Source organism: Pseudomonas halotolerans, from assembly GCF_039581215.1.
GTDB lineage: Bacteria > Pseudomonadota > Gammaproteobacteria > Pseudomonadales > Pseudomonadaceae > Aquipseudomonas > Aquipseudomonas tehranensis.
In genome coordinates, this window is record NZ_JBCNTJ010000004.1 from 271029 (window position 1) to 287994 (window position 16966).

Genomic DNA, 16966 nt, shown 5'->3' on the forward strand with positions numbered 1-16966 from the left:
CATGACAGCGACTATCAAGCTCGGCCAGTTGGCCGAGTTCCTTGGCGCCACCCTGCGTGGCGACCCGGAGAAGGTCATCACTGGGCTAGCCACTTTACAAGAGGCTGGCCCAGCTCAGTTGAGCTTCCTGGCAAATCCTCAATATCGCAAATACCTGGCTGAAAGCCGGGCCGCCGCGCTGTTGCTCAAGCCCGCCGATGCCGACGGGTTTGCAGGCGATGCGCTGATCGTGCCGGATCCCTACCTGGCGTATGCGCGGATTTCCCATCTGTTCGACCCCAAGCCCAGGTCGGCCTCCGGTATTCATCCCAGCGCAGTCATTGCGGCGGATGCGGTGGTTGATCCCACGGCCAGCGTCGGTCCTTTTGTCGTCGTCGAAAGCGCAGCGCGGATCGGCCCGGGCGTCACGCTGGGTGCCCATTGCTTCATAGGCGCGCGCTGCGAGATCGGTGAGGGTGGCTGGCTGGCTCCGCGGGTCACGTTGTATCACGACGTGCGTATCGGTAAGCGGGTGGTGATCCAGTCGGGCGCGGTATTGGGCGGTGAAGGGTTCGGTTTTGCCAAGGAGAAGGGGATCTGGCAAAAGATCGCCCAGATCGGCGGCGTTACTGTCGGCGATGACGTGGAAATCGGCGTCAACACCGCGATCGACCGGGGTGCCCTGGCTGATACGGTCATCGGCAACGGCGTCAAGCTCGACAACCAGATCCAGATTGCCCACAACGTCCAGGTCGGTGATCACACCGCCATGGCCGCCTGCGTAGGCATCTCCGGCAGCACCCGGATCGGCAAGCATTGCATGCTCGCCGGTGGCGTGGGGCTGGTGGGACACATTGATATTTGTGACAACGTATTCCTCACCGGAATGACCATGGTGACCCATTCGATCACCGAGCCGGGTGCTTATTCTTCCGGCACGGCGATGCAACCGGCGGCCGAATGGCGCAAGAGCGCGGCCCGAATCCGCCAGCTCGATGACATCGCGCGGCGTTTGCGTCAGTTGGAAAAGCGTGTAGGGGACGTGACCCCTGACGGTAATGCTTCATCAGATGGCTGATACCATTTCCATATCAAGTGTGCACAGCCGCTAGACTGCCTCCTTGATTTGCTAGAGAGGCGCGCGTCGATCGTGCGCTTCCAATCTTTACATAGGCTTCCCCCCGAAATGATGGACATCAACGAGATTCGCGAATACCTGCCTCACCGTTACCCGTTCCTGCTGGTGGACCGGGTGGTGGAACTTGACGTTGAAGGCAAGCGGATTCGCGCCTACAAGAATGTCAGCATCAACGAACCGTTCTTCAATGGTCACTTCCCCGCGCATCCAATCATGCCCGGCGTGCTGATCATCGAGGCAATGGCTCAGGCTGCCGGGATCCTTGGTTTCAAAATGCTTGACGTGAAGCCTGCCGACGGCACGCTTTACTACTTCGTCGGCTCCGACAAGCTGCGTTTTCGCCAGCCGGTCACCCCGGGCGATCAACTGATCCTCGAAGCCACGTTCATCAGTTGCAAGCGCCAGATCTGGAAGTTCGAATGCCAGGCTTCGGTCGACGGCAAGCCGGTCTGCTCCGCTGAAATCATCTGTGCGGAACGCAAACTATGAGTTTGATTGACCCTCGCGCAATCATCGATCCGGCGGCAGTCCTGGCCGCCGATGTCGAGGTCGGCCCATGGTCGATCATCGGCCCAGGTGTGGAAATCGGCGAGGGTACGGTGATCGGGCCCCATGTAATTCTGAAGGGTCCGACCCGGATCGGTCGGCACAACCGCATCTACCAGTTTTCTTCGGTAGGCGAGGACACCCCCGATCTCAAGTACAAAGGTGAAGAAACCCGTCTGGTCATTGGCGATCACAACGTGATCCGCGAAGGCGTGACGATTCACCGTGGCACCGTTCAGGATCGTTCCGAAACGACCTTGGGCAACCATAACCTGATCATGGCCTACGCCCATATCGGTCATGACAGCGTCATTGGCAACCATTGCATCCTGGTCAACAACACTGCGTTGGCTGGCCATGTGCATGTGGACGACTGGGCGATCCTGTCCGGGTTCACCCTGGTGCACCAGTATTGCCATATCGGCGCCCACAGCTTCTCTGGCATGGGTACCGCTATTGGCAAGGACGTCCCGGCCTATATCACCGTCTTCGGCAACCCGGCTGAAGCCCGCAGCATGAATTTCGAAGGCATGCGCCGTCGTGGTTTCAGCGAAGAGGCGATCACGGCATTGCGGCGCGCCTACAAGGTTGTGTACCGCCAGGGGCTGACCGTTGAACAGGCCCTTGTCGAACTGGCCGAGGCTTCGGCGCAGTTCCCGGAAGTCGCGATTTTCCGCGACTCCATCCAGTCCTCGACTCGCGGCATCACTCGCTAACCATGGCTAACTTGCGTATAGCACTGGTGGCGGGAGAGGCTTCCGGTGACATTCTGGGTGCCGGTCTGATGCGCGCGCTCAAGGCGCAGCACCCAGCAGTGGAGTTCATCGGTGTCGGCGGGCCCTTGATGCAAGCCGAAGGGCTGACATCTTATTTCCCCATGGAACGCCTATCGGTGATGGGGCTGGTTGAAGTGCTCGGACGCCTGCGCGAACTGCTGGCCCGGCGCAAGAAGCTGATTGCGACCCTGATCGACGAAAAACCGGATGTGTTCATCGGCATCGATGCGCCGGATTTCACCCTCAATATCGAACTCAAGTTGCGTCAGGCCGGCATCAAGACGGTGCACTACGTCAGCCCCTCGGTCTGGGCCTGGCGGCAGAAGCGCGTGTTGAAAATCCGCGAAGGCTGCGACCTGATGCTCACGCTGCTGCCGTTCGAAGCCCGATTCTACGAAGAGAAGGGCGTGCCGGTGCGGTTTGTCGGCCATACCCTGGCCGATACCATTCCCCTGGAAGCGGATCGTGACGCGGCGCGTCAGGCGCTGGGCCTGCCCGACGGCCCACTGGTGGCCTTGATGCCGGGCAGTCGTGGTGGCGAGGTCAGTCGCCTGGGGGGCTTGTTCTTCGACGCCGCCGAGCGTCTGCGCGCGCTGCGTCCCGGCGTGCGGTTTGTTCTGCCCTGTGCCAGCCCGCAACGGCGGGCTCAGCTTGAAGCGCTGTTGGTCGGGCGCGACCTGCCTGTCACATTGCTCGATGGCCGCTCTCATCTCGCGCTCGCTGCGTGTGACGCCGTGTTGATTGCGTCCGGCACTGCTACCCTTGAGGCATTGTTGTATAAACGTCCGATGGTGGTCGCCTATCGCCTGGCGCCATTGACGTTCTGGATCCTCAAACGCATGGTCAAGAGCCCTTACATCTCCTTGCCCAATCTGTTGGCCCAGCGCTTGCTGGTGCCAGAGTTGCTGCAGGATGAGGCAACCGCCGATGCGCTGGCCCATACGCTGTCGCCCTTGATCGACGGCGGCCAGGAACAGACCCAGGGCTTTGACGAAATCCACCGTACCCTGCGCCGTGATGCCTCCAACCAGGCCGCCGACGCAGTATTGACCCTGATCGGCGCCAAACCATGAGTCACGTGAAATTGCAGATGGGCCTGGACTTCAATCTGGTGGCTGAAGTTGAAGAACTGGTGGCCGGTGTTGATGAGGTCGGCCGTGGTCCGTTGTGCGGCGCAGTGGTAACGGCAGCAGTGATTCTCGACCCGAACCGGCCCATTCTGGGCCTCAACGATTCCAAGAAGCTCACCGAAGCCCGTCGCGAAAAGCTCTACGACGAAATCTGCGAGAAAGCCCTGAGCTGGTGCATCGCCCGGGCTGAAGTGGAAGAGATCGACGAGCTGAATATCCTGCATGCCACCATGCTTGCGATGCAGCGTGCCGTGGAAGGCCTGCACATCACCCCAAAACTGGCGATGATCGATGGCAATCGCTGCCCTAAGCTGTCGATGCGCGCCGAAGCGGTCATTCAGGGTGACGGTAAGGTGCCGGCCATCGCCGCGGCCTCGATCCTGGCGAAAGTCAGTCGTGACCGGGAAATGAGTGCCTTCGAGTTGATCTATCCGGGCTACGGCATCGGCGGCCACAAGGGTTATCCAACGCCCGTTCATCTGGAAGCCCTGGCGCGCCTTGGGCCAACGCCCATCCATCGGCGCTCGTTCGCGCCGGTGCGGCTGGCTTATGAAGCCCGTGAAGGGCTGATGGAACGCTCGTCCATCAAGGGAACCCCGGCCCTGTAGGAACTGCCGCAGGCTGCGATCTTTTAATCTTGGGTTTCAAGATCAAGATCTAAAGATCGCAGCCTTCGGCAGCGCCTACATGTTTTACCCAAGGCTCGGTACAATCCGGGCCTTGTTGTTTTCATGACTTAACGCAGGATCACTATGCCGGCTTCATTCGTTCATCTACGCCTGCACACTGAATACTCCCTGGTCGATGGCCTGGTGCGGATCAAGCCACTGGTCAAGACATTGGTGGGCATGAACATGCCTGCTGTGGCGGTTACCGACCAGAACAACATGTGTTCGCTGGTCAAGTTCTACAAAAATGCCATGGGCGCCGGGATCAAGCCGATCTGCGGGGCCGACCTGTGGCTGTCGAACAAAGACCCGGATGCGCCGCTGAGCCGAATCAGCCTGCTGGTGATGAACGCCGTGGGTTACCGCAACCTCACCGAGTTGATCTCCCGCGGTTTTATCGATGGCCAGCGCAACGGCTCGATCATCATCGAGCGCGAATGGGTAGCCGAGGCCAATGAAGGTCTGATCATGCTGTCGGCGGCCAAGGAAGGTGAAATAGGCCTGGCCCTGCTCAGTGGCAATCCAGAAGAAGCCGAGACCCTGGCCCGCGATTGGATGGCAGTGTTCCCGGACCGCTTCTACATTGAAGTGCAACGCACCAATCGCCCCAACGATGAAGAACACCTGCATGCCGCCGTGGCCCTGGCCGACCGGATCGGTGCGCCGCTGGTGGCGACCAACGATGTGCGGTTCATCAAGCAGGAAGATTTCGAAGCCCACGAGACCCGCGTCTGCATCGGTGAAGGCCGAGCGCTCGATGATCCGCGTCGCCCGAAAAATTACAGCGATCAGCAATACCTCAAAAGCGCCGAGGAAATGGCCGAGCTGTTCAGTGACCTGCCCGAAGCGCTGGAAAACACCGTCGAGATCGCCAAGCGCTGCAACATCGAAGTGAAACTGGGCAAGCACTTCCTGCCTAACTTCCCGATCCCCGATGGCATGACCATCGACGAATATTTCCGCAAAGTGTCCTTCGATGGCCTGGACGAGCGCCTCAGCGTTCTCTTGCCCAAGGACACCACCGAAGATTACGAAGCCAAGCGTCAGGTCTATGTCGACCGGTTGAATTTCGAGCTGGATATCATCATCCAGATGGGTTTCCCCGGTTACTTCCTGATCGTGATGGACTTCATCCAGTGGGCCAAGAGCAACGGCGTGCCGGTGGGGCCGGGCCGGGGATCGGGTGCTGGCTCCCTGGTGGCTTACGTCCAGAAGATCACCGACCTCGACCCGCTGGAATATGACCTGCTGTTCGAACGTTTCCTCAACCCGGAACGGGTTTCCATGCCCGACTTCGACGTCGACTTCTGCATGGACGGTCGCGATCGGGTGATCGACTACGTGGCCGAGAAGTACGGCCGCAACGCGGTGAGCCAGATCATCACCTTTGGTTCCATGGCGGCCAAGGCTGTGGTGCGCGACGTGGCGCGGGTGCAGGGCAAGTCCTACGGTTTGGCGGATCGTCTGTCGAAGATGATTCCGTTCGAAGTCGGCATGACCCTGGAAAAAGCCTACGAGCAGGAAGAGATCCTGCGGGACTTCATCAAGGTCGATGAAGAAGCCGCGGAAATCTGGGAAATGGCCCGCAAGCTTGAGGGCGTGGTGCGTAACGTCGGCAAGCACGCCGGGGGCGTGGTGATTGCGCCGACCAAGCTGACTGACTTCTCGCCGATCTATTGCGATGAAGAAGGCGACGGCCTGGTGACCCAGTTCGACAAGGATGACGTCGAGGCCGCGGGCCTGGTGAAGTTCGACTTCCTCGGGCTGCGGACCCTGACGATCATCGACTGGGCGCTGAAAACCATCAACCGTGATCGGGCCAAGGTCGGCGAAGCGCCGCTGGACATCGCGTTTATTCCGCTGGACGACAAACCGACCTACAGCCTGTTGCAAAAAGCCGAAACCACGGCGGTGTTCCAGCTTGAATCCCGGGGCATGAAGGAGCTGATCAAAAAGCTCAAGCCCGACTGCCTCGAAGACCTGATCGCACTGGTGGCCCTGTTCCGTCCGGGCCCGCTGCAATCGGGCATGGTGGATGACTTCATCAACCGTAAGCACGGGCGCGCCGAGCTGGCGTACCCGCACCCGGATTATCAGTACGACGGCCTCAAGCCGGTACTGGCACCGACCTACGGCATCATCCTGTACCAGGAGCAGGTGATGCAGATTGCCCAGGTCATGGCCGGCTACACCCTCGGCGGCGCGGACATGCTGCGTCGGGCGATGGGCAAGAAAAAGCCCGAGGAAATGGCCAAGCAGCGCGGCGGTTTCATCGAAGGCTGTGCTAACAACGGCATCGACGCGGACCTGGCCGGCAACATCTTCGACCTGGTGGAAAAATTCGCCGGTTACGGCTTCAACAAATCCCACTCGGCCGCCTATGGCCTGGTGTCGTACCAGACCGCCTGGCTGAAGGCTCACTACCCGGCGCCGTTCATGGCCGCGGTACTGTCGGCGGATATGCACAACACCGACAAGGTCGTGACCTTGATCGAAGAAGTGCGGACCATGAAGTTGCGCCTCGACGCGCCGGACGTGAACGCCTCAGAGTTCAAGTTCACGGTGAACGACGAAGGCCGCATCATTTATGGACTGGGGGCGATCAAGGGCGTGGGTGAAGGACCGGTGGAAGCCATCACCGAAGCCCGTCAGGACGGGCCGTTCAAGGACCTGTTCGATTTCTGCGCGCGGGTCGATCTCAAACGCATCAACAAACGTACCCTCGATGGTTTGATTCGCAGTGGCGCGCTGGACCGTCTGGGCCCGTATTTCCAGGATGAGCCCAAAGCCTACCAGGCCAACATCGACCGCAACCGTGCGGTGCTGCTGGCGGCCATGGAAGAAGCGATCAAGGCCGCCGAGCAAACCGCCCGGACCCACGACAGCGGCCACGCCGACCTGTTTGGCGGGTTGTTCGTCGAGGAAGATGCCGATGTCTATGGCAATCATCGCAAGGCCAAGGAGCTGACCCTCAAGGAACGCCTCAAGGGTGAGAAGGACACCTTGGGCCTGTACCTGACCGGGCACCCGATCGACGAATACGAAGGCGAGATCCGTCGGTTCGCCCGCCAGCGCATCATTGACCTGAAGCCGGCGCGTGACACGCAGACCGTCGCCGGTATGATCATTGCCCTGCGGGTCATGAAAAACAAAAAGGGCGACAAGATGGGCTTCATCACCCTCGACGACCGCTCCGGACGCATCGAGGCGTCGTTGTTTGCCGATGCGTTCCATTCGGCCCAGTCGCTGTTGCAGACTGACGCGATGGTGGTGGTGGAAGGCGAAGTCAGCAACGACGATTTTTCCGGTGGCCTGCGGCTGCGGGTCAAGCGGGTGATGAGCATGGAAGATGCCCGAACCAACCTGGCCGAGAGCCTGCGCCTGAAGTTGCAGACCCAGGATCTCAAGGGCGATCAGCTACGCTGGCTGGGGGAGTTGTTCAAGCGCCATCGCGGTGCTTGCCCGATTACCATGGAGTACGTGCGCCCCGACGCCAAGGCCGTGTTGCAGTTCGGCGAAGGCTGGCGGATCGATCCGGCGGATGCGTTGATTCAAGCCTTGCGTGACCAGTTCGGCAAAGACAACGTCTTCCTCCAATACCGTTGACGGCCAGGTGCCACTCTTGAACCTTGGAGCGGCCCTGATCTCGACCCGAATTTTTAATCTCGACCTGAACGCGCCTCTCCCTTAAGGTAGGGCGCGAATAGACAACCGGCCGGCCCAAGCTCTCTTGGACGTCGACCCAAGACGGACGCCTATGAACCCGAATTTTCTAGATTTCGAACAGCCGATCGCCGACCTGCAAGCCAAGATCGAAGAGTTGCGCTTGGTCGGTAATGACAATTCGCTGAATATCGGCGATGAAATCTCTCGTCTGCAGGACAAAAGCCGCACGCTGACCGAAGACATCTTCGGCAAGCTGACCAGCTGGCAGATCGCCCGCCTGGCGCGTCATCCGCGTCGTCCATACACCCTGGACTACATCGAGCACATCTTCACCGAGTTCGATGAGCTGCATGGCGACCGCCACTTCTCCGACGACGCCGCGATCGTCGGCGGTGTTGCCCGTCTGGACGACCAGCCGGTGATGATCATCGGCCATCAGAAGGGCCGGGAAGTCCGCGAAAAGGTACGCCGCAATTTCGGCATGCCGCGGCCGGAAGGCTATCGCAAGGCGTGCCGCCTGATGGAAATGGCCGAGCGCTTCAAAATGCCGATCCTGACCTTCATCGACACACCGGGCGCATATCCGGGCATCGACGCCGAAGAGCGCAACCAGAGCGAAGCGATCGCCTGGAACCTGCGCGTGATGGCACGGCTGAAAACTCCGATCATCGCCACCGTGATCGGCGAGGGCGGTTCCGGCGGTGCGCTGGCCATTGGTGTCTGCGATCAACTGAACATGCTGCAATATTCCACCTACGCGGTGATCTCGCCGGAAGGCTGCGCCTCGATCCTGTGGAAGACCGCCGAGAAGGCGCCGGATGCCGCCGAAGCCATGGGCATCACCGCTGAGCGCCTCAAGGGCCTGGGCATCGTGGATAAAGTGATCAGCGAGCCTGTAGGCGGCGCTCATCGTGATCCGGCCGAGGCAGCGGCGTTGATTCGTGCCGAGCTGAGTTCGCAACTGTCGATGCTCAAGAAGTTCGACAATGACGCGCTGCTGGCCCGTCGCTATGAGCGGCTGATGAGCTACGGCCTCTAAGTCGAGCGCGATACCCATGTGGGAGCGGGCTTGCTCGCGAAGGCGGAGTGTCAGTCGACATAATCGTTAACTGATGCACCGCATTCGCGGGCAAGCCCGCTCCCACATTTGATTGGTGTGTAGGCCAGTTTCTATGAATCAGCCCAGGATCGATCTGCCAACCCGGCTCCTCACACAACTGTCCCCCTGGCGCGACGCTACCACCTGGCGCATCGCCTTCTCCGGTGGCCTCGATTCCACCGTCCTGCTGCACCTGCTCGCGTCTCTCTCTAAAACCCAAACCCTGCCACCGCTACGTGCTATCCACGTTCATCATGGTCTTCAGGCTGTGGCCGAGGCATGGCCGGACCATTGTCACTCGGTCTGCAAGGCCCTTGGGGTGCCGCTTGAAGTCGTGAACGTGCAAGTCCCGCCCGGCGCCAGCGTCGAGCGTGCCGCCCGGGAGGCGCGTTATGGTGCCTTCGTGGCGCGGCTCCACAGCAATGAAGTGCTGCTCACTGCCCAGCACCGTGACGATCAGTCTGAAACCCTGTTGTTTCGTTTGTTGCGCGGGGCAGGGGTGAGGGGCTTGTCGGCGATGCCGAGGCAGCGTCCTTTGGGTCAGGGGTATTTGCTGCGACCCTTGCTCGATGTGTCCCGGGCGGAGCTGGAGGCCTACGCAACGCAACAGGGCTTGAGCTGGGTCGAGGACCCTTCCAACGACGATCATCGCTACGCGCGCAATTTCCTGCGCCAGCGAGTTTTCCCGGTATTGACCGAGCAGTGGCCTCAGACCTCGGCGACCCTGGCCCGCAGCGCTGCGCACCTGAGTGAGGCCCAAGGCTTGCTGGATGACCTGGCGCGAATCGATCTACACCGAGCCATCACGCCCAGTTCGTTCGACTGGCTTGGGTTGCGGTCGCTTGAGTTGGCCCCGTTGCGAGCCTTGTCGCCGGCCCGTCAGCGTAATGCGTTGAGTCATTGGCTGGTTTCGATGACAACGCTGCCTGACAGCGATCATTGGTCTGGCTGGGATTCGTTGCGCGATGCAGCGGACGATGCCCGGCCGATCTGGCGGCTGGCCGGTGGTGAGCTGCACCGCGCCGTCGGGCGCATTTGGTGGTTATCCGACCGCTGGCTGCGAGCGGCCGCAGGCCCGGTAGAATGGCCGCTGACTGCTCAAGCATTGACCCTGCCAGACAACGGCACGGTGACCCTCGACGGTAAAATCCCCGACGGACCGCTCTGCGTCCGCTATCGTCAGGGAGGTGAAACCATGATGTTGCCCGGCCGTGGTCATCGGGACCTCAAGCGTTTGCTCAACGAAAGTGGCGTGCCGGCGTTTGCGCGCGGTCGATTGCCGCTGCTGTATCGAGACGAGCAATTGCTGGCAGTGGCTAACTTGTCAGGACTCGACAGTGGCCTTGATGGCACCTGGCAACTGATCTGGCAGCCATGAAACCAAGATCTGGGTTTGAGCTGAAAGGGGCTTTCCGGTAGACTACGCTCCCTTCTTGATACAACTTCTGTGGATTCGCCTGAATTGCAGGAGTTGCCGATTACCAAGCAGTCTTTGCTGGGCGATTCCAAAAAATGTGTAGCGAGCAACGTACCGGTGATTTCACTTCCGGTCTGTCCCAACGCGGCGGTTTTTTTGAAAGGTGCACTGTGATTAATGCAGGTGATCGGGGGCTTCGGCCTTCCTTCGCTTTCCCCGGCGGCTCGGACCGCTTTAACGCAGACTTCTAGGGTTTTTCATGACGCGCTACATATTCGTCACGGGCGGTGTTGTTTCTTCATTGGGGAAAGGCATTGCCTCGGCTTCATTGGCGGCCATCCTGGAGGCGCGGGGACTTAAGGTCACCATGCTCAAGCTGGACCCGTACATCAACGTCGACCCGGGCACCATGAGCCCGTTCCAGCACGGTGAAGTGTTCGTCACCCACGACGGCGCCGAGACCGACCTGGACCTGGGCCACTACGAGCGGTTCATCCGCACGACCATGACCCAGAACAACAACTTCACCACCGGCCGTGTCTACGAGCACGTGCTGCGCAAAGAGCGCCGTGGTGATTACCTGGGGGCGACCATCCAGGTCATCCCGCACATCACCGACGAAATCAAGCGCCGCATCATCAAGGGTGCCGGCGACGCCGACGTGGCGATGGTCGAAATCGGCGGCACCGTGGGTGACATCGAATCCCAGCCGTTCCTCGAAGCCATCCGCCAGTTGCGTTTCGAAATCGGCGCCAAGCGCGCGATGCTGATGCACCTGACCCTGGTTCCGTACATCGCCACCGCTGGCGAAACCAAGACCAAGCCCACCCAGCACTCGGTCAAGGAGCTGCGCTCCATCGGCCTGCAGCCGGATGTGCTGATCTGCCGCTCCGATCACCCGATCGATATTTCTTCGCGTCGCAAGATCGCCCAGTTCACCAACGTTGAAGAGCGTGCGGTGATCGGCCTGGAAGACGCTGACACCATCTACAAGATCCCGGGCATTCTGCATTCCCAGGGCTTGGACGATTTCGTCGTCGAGCGTTTCGGCCTGCAGTGCGCCAGCGCCGACCTGTCCGAATGGGAAGCAGTGGTCGATGCCAAGCTCAACCCGGAACACGAAGTCACCATCGCCATGGTCGGCAAGTACATGGAGCTGCTGGATGCCTACAAGTCGCTGATCGAGGCGATGAGTCACGCCGGCATCAGCAACCGTACCAAGGTCAACCTGCGCTATATCGACTCCGAAGACATCGAGAACCAGGGCACCGGTCTGCTCGAAGGCGCCGATGCGATCCTCGTGCCGGGCGGCTTTGGCCTGCGCGGCGTGGAAGGCAAGATCACCGCTGTTCAATACGCTCGCGAAAACAAGGTCCCGTACCTGGGCATCTGCCTGGGCATGCAAGTGGCGGTCATCGAGTTCGCCCGTAACGTGATGGGCTGGAAGGACGCCAACTCCACCGAGTTCGATCGCGCCAGCGGTCACCCGGTCGTGGGCCTGATCACCGAGTGGGAAGATGCCACCGGCGCTGTGGAAGTGCGCACCGAAACCTCCGACCTGGGCGGCACCATGCGCCTCGGCGCCCAGGAATGCCTGCTTGAAGCCGGCTCCAAGGTGCACGATTGCTATGCCAAGGATGTGATCGTCGAGCGTCACCGTCACCGCTACGAAGTGAACAACAACCTGCTGCCGCAACTGATCGAAGCCGGCCTGAAAATCTCCGGTCGCTCCGGTGACGGCGCGCTGGTGGAAGTGGTCGAAGCCCCGGATCATCCATGGTTCGTCGCTTGCCAGTTCCACCCCGAGTTCACTTCGACGCCGCGGGACGGTCACCCGCTGTTCAGCGGTTTCGTGAAAGCCGCTTTGGCTCAACACCAGAAGAAGGCATAAAACGATGGCCCAGAAGATCATTCGCGTCGGCGACATCGAGATTGCCAACGACAAGCCCATGGTGCTGTTCGGCGGCATGAACGTACTGGAAAGCCGCGACATGGCGATGCAGGTCTGCGAGGAGTACGTGAAGGTCACCCAGAAACTGGGCATCCCTTATGTCTTCAAGGCTAGCTTCGACAAGGCCAATCGCTCATCCGTGAGCTCTTACCGTGGCCCGGGCCTGGAAGAGGGCATGCGCATCTTCCAGGACATCAAGCAAGCCTTCGGCGTGCCGATCATCACCGACGTCCACGAGCCTGCCCAGGCCGCCGTGGTCGCCGAGGTCTGCGACATCATCCAGTTGCCGGCCTTCCTGTCGCGCCAGACCGACCTGGTGGTCGCGATGGCCAAGACCGGTGCGGTGATCAACATCAAGAAAGCCCAGTTCCTCGCGCCCCAGGAAATGAAGCACATCCTGAGCAAGTGCGAAGAGGCCGGCAATGACCAGTTGATCCTCTGCGAGCGTGGTTCGAGCTTCGGCTACAACAACCTGGTGGTGGACATGCTCGGCTTCGGCATCATGAAGCAGTTCGAATACCCGGTGTTCTTCGACGTGACCCACGCGCTGCAAATGCCCGGTGGTCGTTCAGATTCCGCGGGGGGGCGTCGCGCCCAGGTCACCGACCTGGCCAAGGCCGGCATGAGCCAGTCCCTGGCAGGTCTGTTTCTTGAGGCCCATCCGGACCCGGACAATGCCAAGTGTGACGGCCCTTGTGCCTTGCGCTTGAACAAGCTGGAACCGTTCCTGTCTCAGCTCAAGGCGTTGGACGAACTGGTCAAGAGTTTTCCGACGATAGAAACCGCGTAACGCGGTTTTCTCCGGTAAAGTACCGCTCGATTATCGCTCTGGCCCGCTGGCCGCACTGCTCTTGTGGGAGCATGGCCTGCGATGACGTCCTTCAAGGGCCATCGTCGGCACGCCTTGCTCCTAGTGGCGAGGGAGCTTGCTCCCGCTGGAGCGCGAAGCGCTCCCCATCCAGGCGCTTGGCTGCATCGCAGCTGAGCGTGAGCAAGTTTTCTGCAACGTTCTAGTCAACTTTGGAGTGTTTACAACAATGGCAAAAATCGTCGACATCAAAGGTCGTGAAGTTCTCGACTCCCGTGGCAACCCCACTGTTGAAGCGGACGTGCTTCTCGACAACGGTATCATCGGCAGCGCCTGCGCGCCGTCCGGTGCTTCCACTGGCTCGCGCGAAGCGCTGGAGCTGCGTGATGGCGACAAGAGCCGTTACCTGGGCAAGGGCGTGCTCAAAGCCGTCGCCAACATCAACGGTCCGATCCGTGACCTGTTGCTGGGCAAGGATCCTGCCGACCAGAAAGCTCTCGATCACGCGATGATCAAGCTCGACGGTACCGAAAACAAAGCCACCCTGGGCGCCAACGCGATCCTCGCCGTGTCCTTGGCCGCTGCCAAGGCTGCCGCCCAGGACCAGGACCTGCCGCTGTACGCACACATCGCCAACCTCAACGGTACCCCGGGTGTCTACTCGATGCCGGTGCCGATGATGAACATCATCAACGGTGGCGAGCATGCCGATAACAACGTCGACATCCAGGAATTCATGGTCCAGCCGGTGGGCGCCAAGTCCTTCTCCGAAGGCCTGCGCATGGGCACCGAGATTTTCCATCACCTCAAGGCTGTGCTGAAGGCCCGTGGCCTGAGCACTGCCGTTGGCGACGAAGGCGGTTTTGCACCGAACCTGGCCTCCAACGAAGACGCGCTGAAAGTGATCTCCGAAGCCGTGGCCAACGCCGGTTACACGCTGGGCACCGACGTGACCCTGGCCTTGGACTGCGCCGCCAGTGAGTTCTACGAAGACGGCAAGTACAACCTGTCCGGCGAAGGCCAGGTCTTCACCGCCGAAGGTTTCGCCGATTACCTCAAGGGCCTGACCGAACGCTACCCGATCATCTCCATCGAAGATGGCCTGGACGAGTCCGACTGGGCTGGCTGGAAAATCCTCACCGACAAGATCGGCGAAAAAACCCAGCTGGTGGGCGACGACCTGTTCGTGACCAACACCAAGATCCTGAAAGAAGGCATCGACAAGAAGATCGCCAACTCGATCCTGATCAAGTTCAACCAGATCGGTACCCTGACCGAAACCCTGGAAGCCATCCAGATGGCCAAGGCTGCTGGCTACACGGCTGTGATCTCCCACCGCTCCGGCGAAACCGAAGATTCGACCATTGCCGACCTGGCCGTGGGCACTGCGGCAGGCCAGATCAAGACCGGTTCGCTGTGCCGTTCCGATCGCGTCTCCAAGTACAATCAACTGCTGCGTATTGAAGAGCAGTTGAACGGCAAGGCCAAGTACAACGGTCGTGCCGAGTTTCGCGGCTAAGCAGTAAATGGTAAAAAGACAGCGGATTGTGTCGAAAAGGTCGCCCTGGCGGCGGTTTTGCCTCTAATCTGATGCCTTATCAAGCACAAGCCTGGTTTTTCCAGGCTTCGTGCTATCAGACGCTTCAAAGTGTGGCATGGCTGTCTTTTTCACTGGATACCTGAGATTCGATGCGCAGTCCCAATTGGTTGTTTCTTGTCTTGCTCCTGTTGCTGGCTGGCCTGCAGTACCGCCTATGGGTGGGTAATGGCAGCCTGGCGCAAGTGGCGGACCTGACTCAGCAGATTGCCGAACAGCATGCCGAAAACGAGGCGTTGCTGGAGCGTAACCGGGTGATGGACGCCGAAGTCAGTGAGCTGAAAAAAGGCATGGAGACCGTTGAAGAGCGGGCTCGCCATGAACTGGGCATGGTTAAAGAGGGCGAAACCCTCTACCAGTTGGCCCAATGAGTATCCGTTTGCCGGCCTTCTGGGCCGTGATTCCTGCCGCGGGCGTTGGAGCTCGTATGGGCGCGGACCGTCCCAAGCAATACCTGCAACTGGGCGGGCGCACAATTCTTGAACACAGCCTTGGCTGTTTCCTCGATCATCCGACCGTAAAAGGCGTGGTGGTCAGTGTTGCACACGATGACCCTTATTGGCCGACCCTGGCCTGCGCCAGCGATACGCGCATCCAGCGCGTGGACGGCGGCGAACAGCGTTCGGATTCGGTGCTCAATGCCTTGCTGCATCTTCACGGGCAGGGTGCCGATGATCACGACTGGGTATTGGTGCACGACGCCGCCCGGCCCAACCTGGCCCGGGACGATCTGGACACATTGCTCAGGGAACTGGTGAATGACCCGGTCGGTGGTCTCTTGGCTGTGCCGGCGCGTGACACCCTCAAGCGAGTCGACAAACACGGCCGTGTAGTGGAAACCGTTGACCGTAGCGTTATCTGGCAAGCCTACACACCGCAAATGTTTCGTCTCGGTGCCTTGCACCGGGCCCTGGCTGACAGCTTGGTGGCCGATGCGCTGATTACCGATGAGGCGTCCGCCATGGAGTGGGCGGGGCAAGCGCCACGGCTGATCGAAGGGCGGGCCGATAACATCAAGGTCACGCGACCGGAAGATTTGGAGTGGTTGCGTCAGCGTTGGGCGAATCGCCGCTAATTAATGGCGTATCTCGAATACCGCGTCGCGCCTTTCGCGAGCAAGCCCGCTCCCACACGGGTCCTGTAGTTGGCCACGCATTTGTGATCAACATAGATTTATGGTGGGAGCGGGCTTGCTCGCGAAGGCGAACATTCAGGCGCCGAATAAACCACGGACAGAAACGACCTAACCCCGATACTCCGGCCGCTGGGCCAATCCCTCCTTCAAGTAATCCACCAACTTGCGCACCTTCGGCGACAAATGCCGTTGCTGCGGATATAACGCCCACACCGCTGTATTCGGCGGCTGGTGAGCCTCTAACAGCGATATCAATGCCCCGCTGTGCAAATGCTCCAACACGTAATAGTCCGGCAACTGACACAACCCCACCCCTTGCAAAGCGGCATCCAGCACCGCCTGCCCACTGTTACAGCGCCAGTTTCCCTGCACTCGTTGGGAAAATTCCCGCCCATTCTGCTCCAGTTGCCAGAGGTCGGAGCTGCCGATCAGGCAGTTGTGGCGGCTCAATTCCGACAAGCTATGGGGGCGACCGTAGCGCTCCAGGTAGGACGCCGATGCGCACAGGTACATGCGCCGGGGCGCCAGGCGCGTGGCAACCAGTCGTGAGTCCTGCAAACGGCCCAGGCGAATCGCCAGGTCCAGGCCTTCGTGAACCAGATCCAGAGGGCGGTTGCTCAGTTCAATGTCCACCCGCAATTGCGGATAAAGCGTCATGAACCGTGTCACCAGCGGCACGATGAACCGCTCGCCGTAGGCCACGGCACAGGTCATGCGCAACATGCCCTTGGGTTCGCTGGTAAGGTCGCCCACCGCCCGCAGTGCTTCTTCGCGTCCATCCTGCAAACGCTGGCAATGCTGCAAGAACGTCTGGCCGGCCTCGGTCAGGGTGACCCGGCGGGTACTGCGATACAGCAGTCGAGTCTGCAGACGTTCTTCCAGGCGTACGATTTGTCGACTGATGTGGGAAGACGAAACGCCCAGACGTTCTGCGGCAGCGGTGAATTGGCTGCATTCGGCCACGGCGACGAACTCGTCAATCCCCTCCCAGCGGTTCTCGGACATGAATGATTATCCCTGTGCAGCAATAATGTTTTGCTTTTGGTTGGATTATTC

General features: G+C 60.2%; 14 protein-coding genes. 13 read left to right on the forward strand and 1 reads right to left on the reverse strand.

Annotated features, from left to right (window positions below; genetic code table 11):
* Position 1: 1 nt before the first annotated feature.
* The 13 genes from lpxD to ispD all read left to right on the forward strand — a co-directional run bounded on the left by lpxD (position 2) and on the right by ispD (position 15850).
* Positions 2-1057: a UDP-3-O-(3-hydroxymyristoyl)glucosamine N-acyltransferase gene (lpxD, locus tag AAIS01_RS07995; RefSeq protein ID WP_343468535.1), complete on the forward strand. Its 1056-nt coding sequence runs from the start codon at positions 2-4 to the stop codon at positions 1055-1057.
* Between the two features lie 108 nt (positions 1058-1165).
* Positions 1166-1606, forward strand: a complete 441-nt coding sequence (fabZ, locus tag AAIS01_RS08000; protein ID WP_047227569.1) for a 3-hydroxyacyl-ACP dehydratase FabZ — start codon at positions 1166-1168, stop codon at positions 1604-1606.
* Positions 1603-2379, forward strand: coding sequence for an acyl-ACP--UDP-N-acetylglucosamine O-acyltransferase (lpxA, locus tag AAIS01_RS08005; protein WP_343468536.1), 777 nt, complete (start codon positions 1603-1605; stop codon positions 2377-2379). Before fabZ ends, lpxA begins: the two co-directional genes overlap by 4 nt.
* Before the next feature lie 2 nt (positions 2380-2381).
* Complete coding sequence (gene lpxB / locus AAIS01_RS08010) at positions 2382-3512, forward strand: lipid-A-disaccharide synthase (protein WP_343468537.1); 1131 nt, start codon at positions 2382-2384, stop codon at positions 3510-3512.
* A gap of 11 nt (positions 3513-3523) precedes the next feature.
* Positions 3524-4177, forward strand: coding sequence for a ribonuclease HII (rnhB, locus tag AAIS01_RS08015; RefSeq protein WP_177218150.1), 654 nt, complete (start codon positions 3524-3526; stop codon positions 4175-4177).
* A gap of 144 nt (positions 4178-4321) precedes the next feature.
* On the forward strand, positions 4322-7843 hold the full coding sequence (dnaE, locus tag AAIS01_RS08020) for a DNA polymerase III subunit alpha (RefSeq protein ID WP_186656057.1): 3522 nt from the start codon (positions 4322-4324) through the stop codon (positions 7841-7843).
* Positions 7844-7994: 151 nt separating this feature from the next.
* Complete coding sequence (locus AAIS01_RS08025) at positions 7995-8942, forward strand: acetyl-CoA carboxylase carboxyltransferase subunit alpha (RefSeq protein WP_092401185.1); 948 nt, start codon at positions 7995-7997, stop codon at positions 8940-8942.
* A 133-nt stretch (positions 8943-9075) separates the two neighbouring features.
* Positions 9076-10380 carry a tRNA lysidine(34) synthetase TilS gene (gene tilS, locus AAIS01_RS08030; protein ID WP_343468538.1) on the forward strand — a complete coding sequence of 435 codons (1305 nt, stop codon included), beginning with the start codon at positions 9076-9078 and terminating at the stop codon, positions 10378-10380.
* A 298-nt stretch (positions 10381-10678) separates the two neighbouring features.
* The gene (gene pyrG, locus AAIS01_RS08035) at positions 10679-12310 is read left to right on the forward strand and encodes a CTP synthase (RefSeq protein WP_092401179.1); all 1632 of its coding nucleotides are present in this window, start codon (positions 10679-10681) and stop codon (positions 12308-12310) included.
* Between the two features lie 4 nt (positions 12311-12314).
* The gene (gene kdsA / locus AAIS01_RS08040; RefSeq protein WP_092401176.1) at positions 12315-13160 is read left to right on the forward strand and encodes a 3-deoxy-8-phosphooctulonate synthase; all 846 of its coding nucleotides are present in this window, start codon (positions 12315-12317) and stop codon (positions 13158-13160) included.
* A 247-nt stretch (positions 13161-13407) separates the two neighbouring features.
* On the forward strand, positions 13408-14697 hold the full coding sequence (gene eno, locus AAIS01_RS08045; RefSeq protein ID WP_003184875.1) for a phosphopyruvate hydratase: 1290 nt from the start codon (positions 13408-13410) through the stop codon (positions 14695-14697).
* A gap of 170 nt (positions 14698-14867) precedes the next feature.
* A complete protein-coding gene (ftsB, locus tag AAIS01_RS08050; protein ID WP_047227579.1) occupies positions 14868-15146 on the forward strand; it encodes a cell division protein FtsB in 279 nt (92 codons plus the stop codon).
* Positions 15143-15850 carry a 2-C-methyl-D-erythritol 4-phosphate cytidylyltransferase gene (ispD, locus tag AAIS01_RS08055; RefSeq protein WP_343468539.1) on the forward strand — a complete coding sequence of 236 codons (708 nt, stop codon included), beginning with the start codon at positions 15143-15145 and terminating at the stop codon, positions 15848-15850. The genes ftsB and ispD overlap by 4 nt, the downstream gene beginning before the upstream one ends.
* A gap of 168 nt (positions 15851-16018) precedes the next feature.
* On the opposite strand, the gene AAIS01_RS08060 is transcribed toward ispD, so the two are convergent.
* On the reverse strand, positions 16019-16915 hold the full coding sequence (locus tag AAIS01_RS08060) for a LysR substrate-binding domain-containing protein (RefSeq protein WP_092401166.1): 897 nt from the start codon (positions 16913-16915) through the stop codon (positions 16019-16021).
* Positions 16916-16966: the final 51 nt, after the last annotated feature.

Coding starts and splice junctions, on each gene's coding strand:
- lpxD (WP_343468535.1), top strand. CDS start 2: ATGACAGCGACTATCAAGCTCGGCCAGTTGGCCGAGTTCCTTGGCGCC.
- fabZ (WP_047227569.1), top strand. CDS start 1,166: ATGATGGACATCAACGAGATTCGCGAATACCTGCCTCACCGTTACCCG.
- lpxA (WP_343468536.1), top strand. CDS start 1,603: ATGAGTTTGATTGACCCTCGCGCAATCATCGATCCGGCGGCAGTCCTG.
- lpxB (WP_343468537.1), top strand. CDS start 2,382: ATGGCTAACTTGCGTATAGCACTGGTGGCGGGAGAGGCTTCCGGTGAC.
- dnaE (WP_186656057.1), top strand. CDS start 4,322: ATGCCGGCTTCATTCGTTCATCTACGCCTGCACACTGAATACTCCCTG.
- AAIS01_RS08025 (WP_092401185.1), top strand. CDS start 7,995: ATGAACCCGAATTTTCTAGATTTCGAACAGCCGATCGCCGACCTGCAA.
- tilS (WP_343468538.1), top strand. CDS start 9,076: ATGAATCAGCCCAGGATCGATCTGCCAACCCGGCTCCTCACACAACTG.
- pyrG (WP_092401179.1), top strand. CDS start 10,679: ATGACGCGCTACATATTCGTCACGGGCGGTGTTGTTTCTTCATTGGGG.
- kdsA (WP_092401176.1), top strand. CDS start 12,315: ATGGCCCAGAAGATCATTCGCGTCGGCGACATCGAGATTGCCAACGAC.
- eno (WP_003184875.1), top strand. CDS start 13,408: ATGGCAAAAATCGTCGACATCAAAGGTCGTGAAGTTCTCGACTCCCGT.
- ftsB (WP_047227579.1), top strand. CDS start 14,868: ATGCGCAGTCCCAATTGGTTGTTTCTTGTCTTGCTCCTGTTGCTGGCT.
- ispD (WP_343468539.1), top strand. CDS start 15,143: ATGAGTATCCGTTTGCCGGCCTTCTGGGCCGTGATTCCTGCCGCGGGC.
- AAIS01_RS08060 (WP_092401166.1), bottom strand. CDS start 16,915: ATGTCCGAGAACCGCTGGGAGGGGATTGACGAGTTCGTCGCCGTGGCC.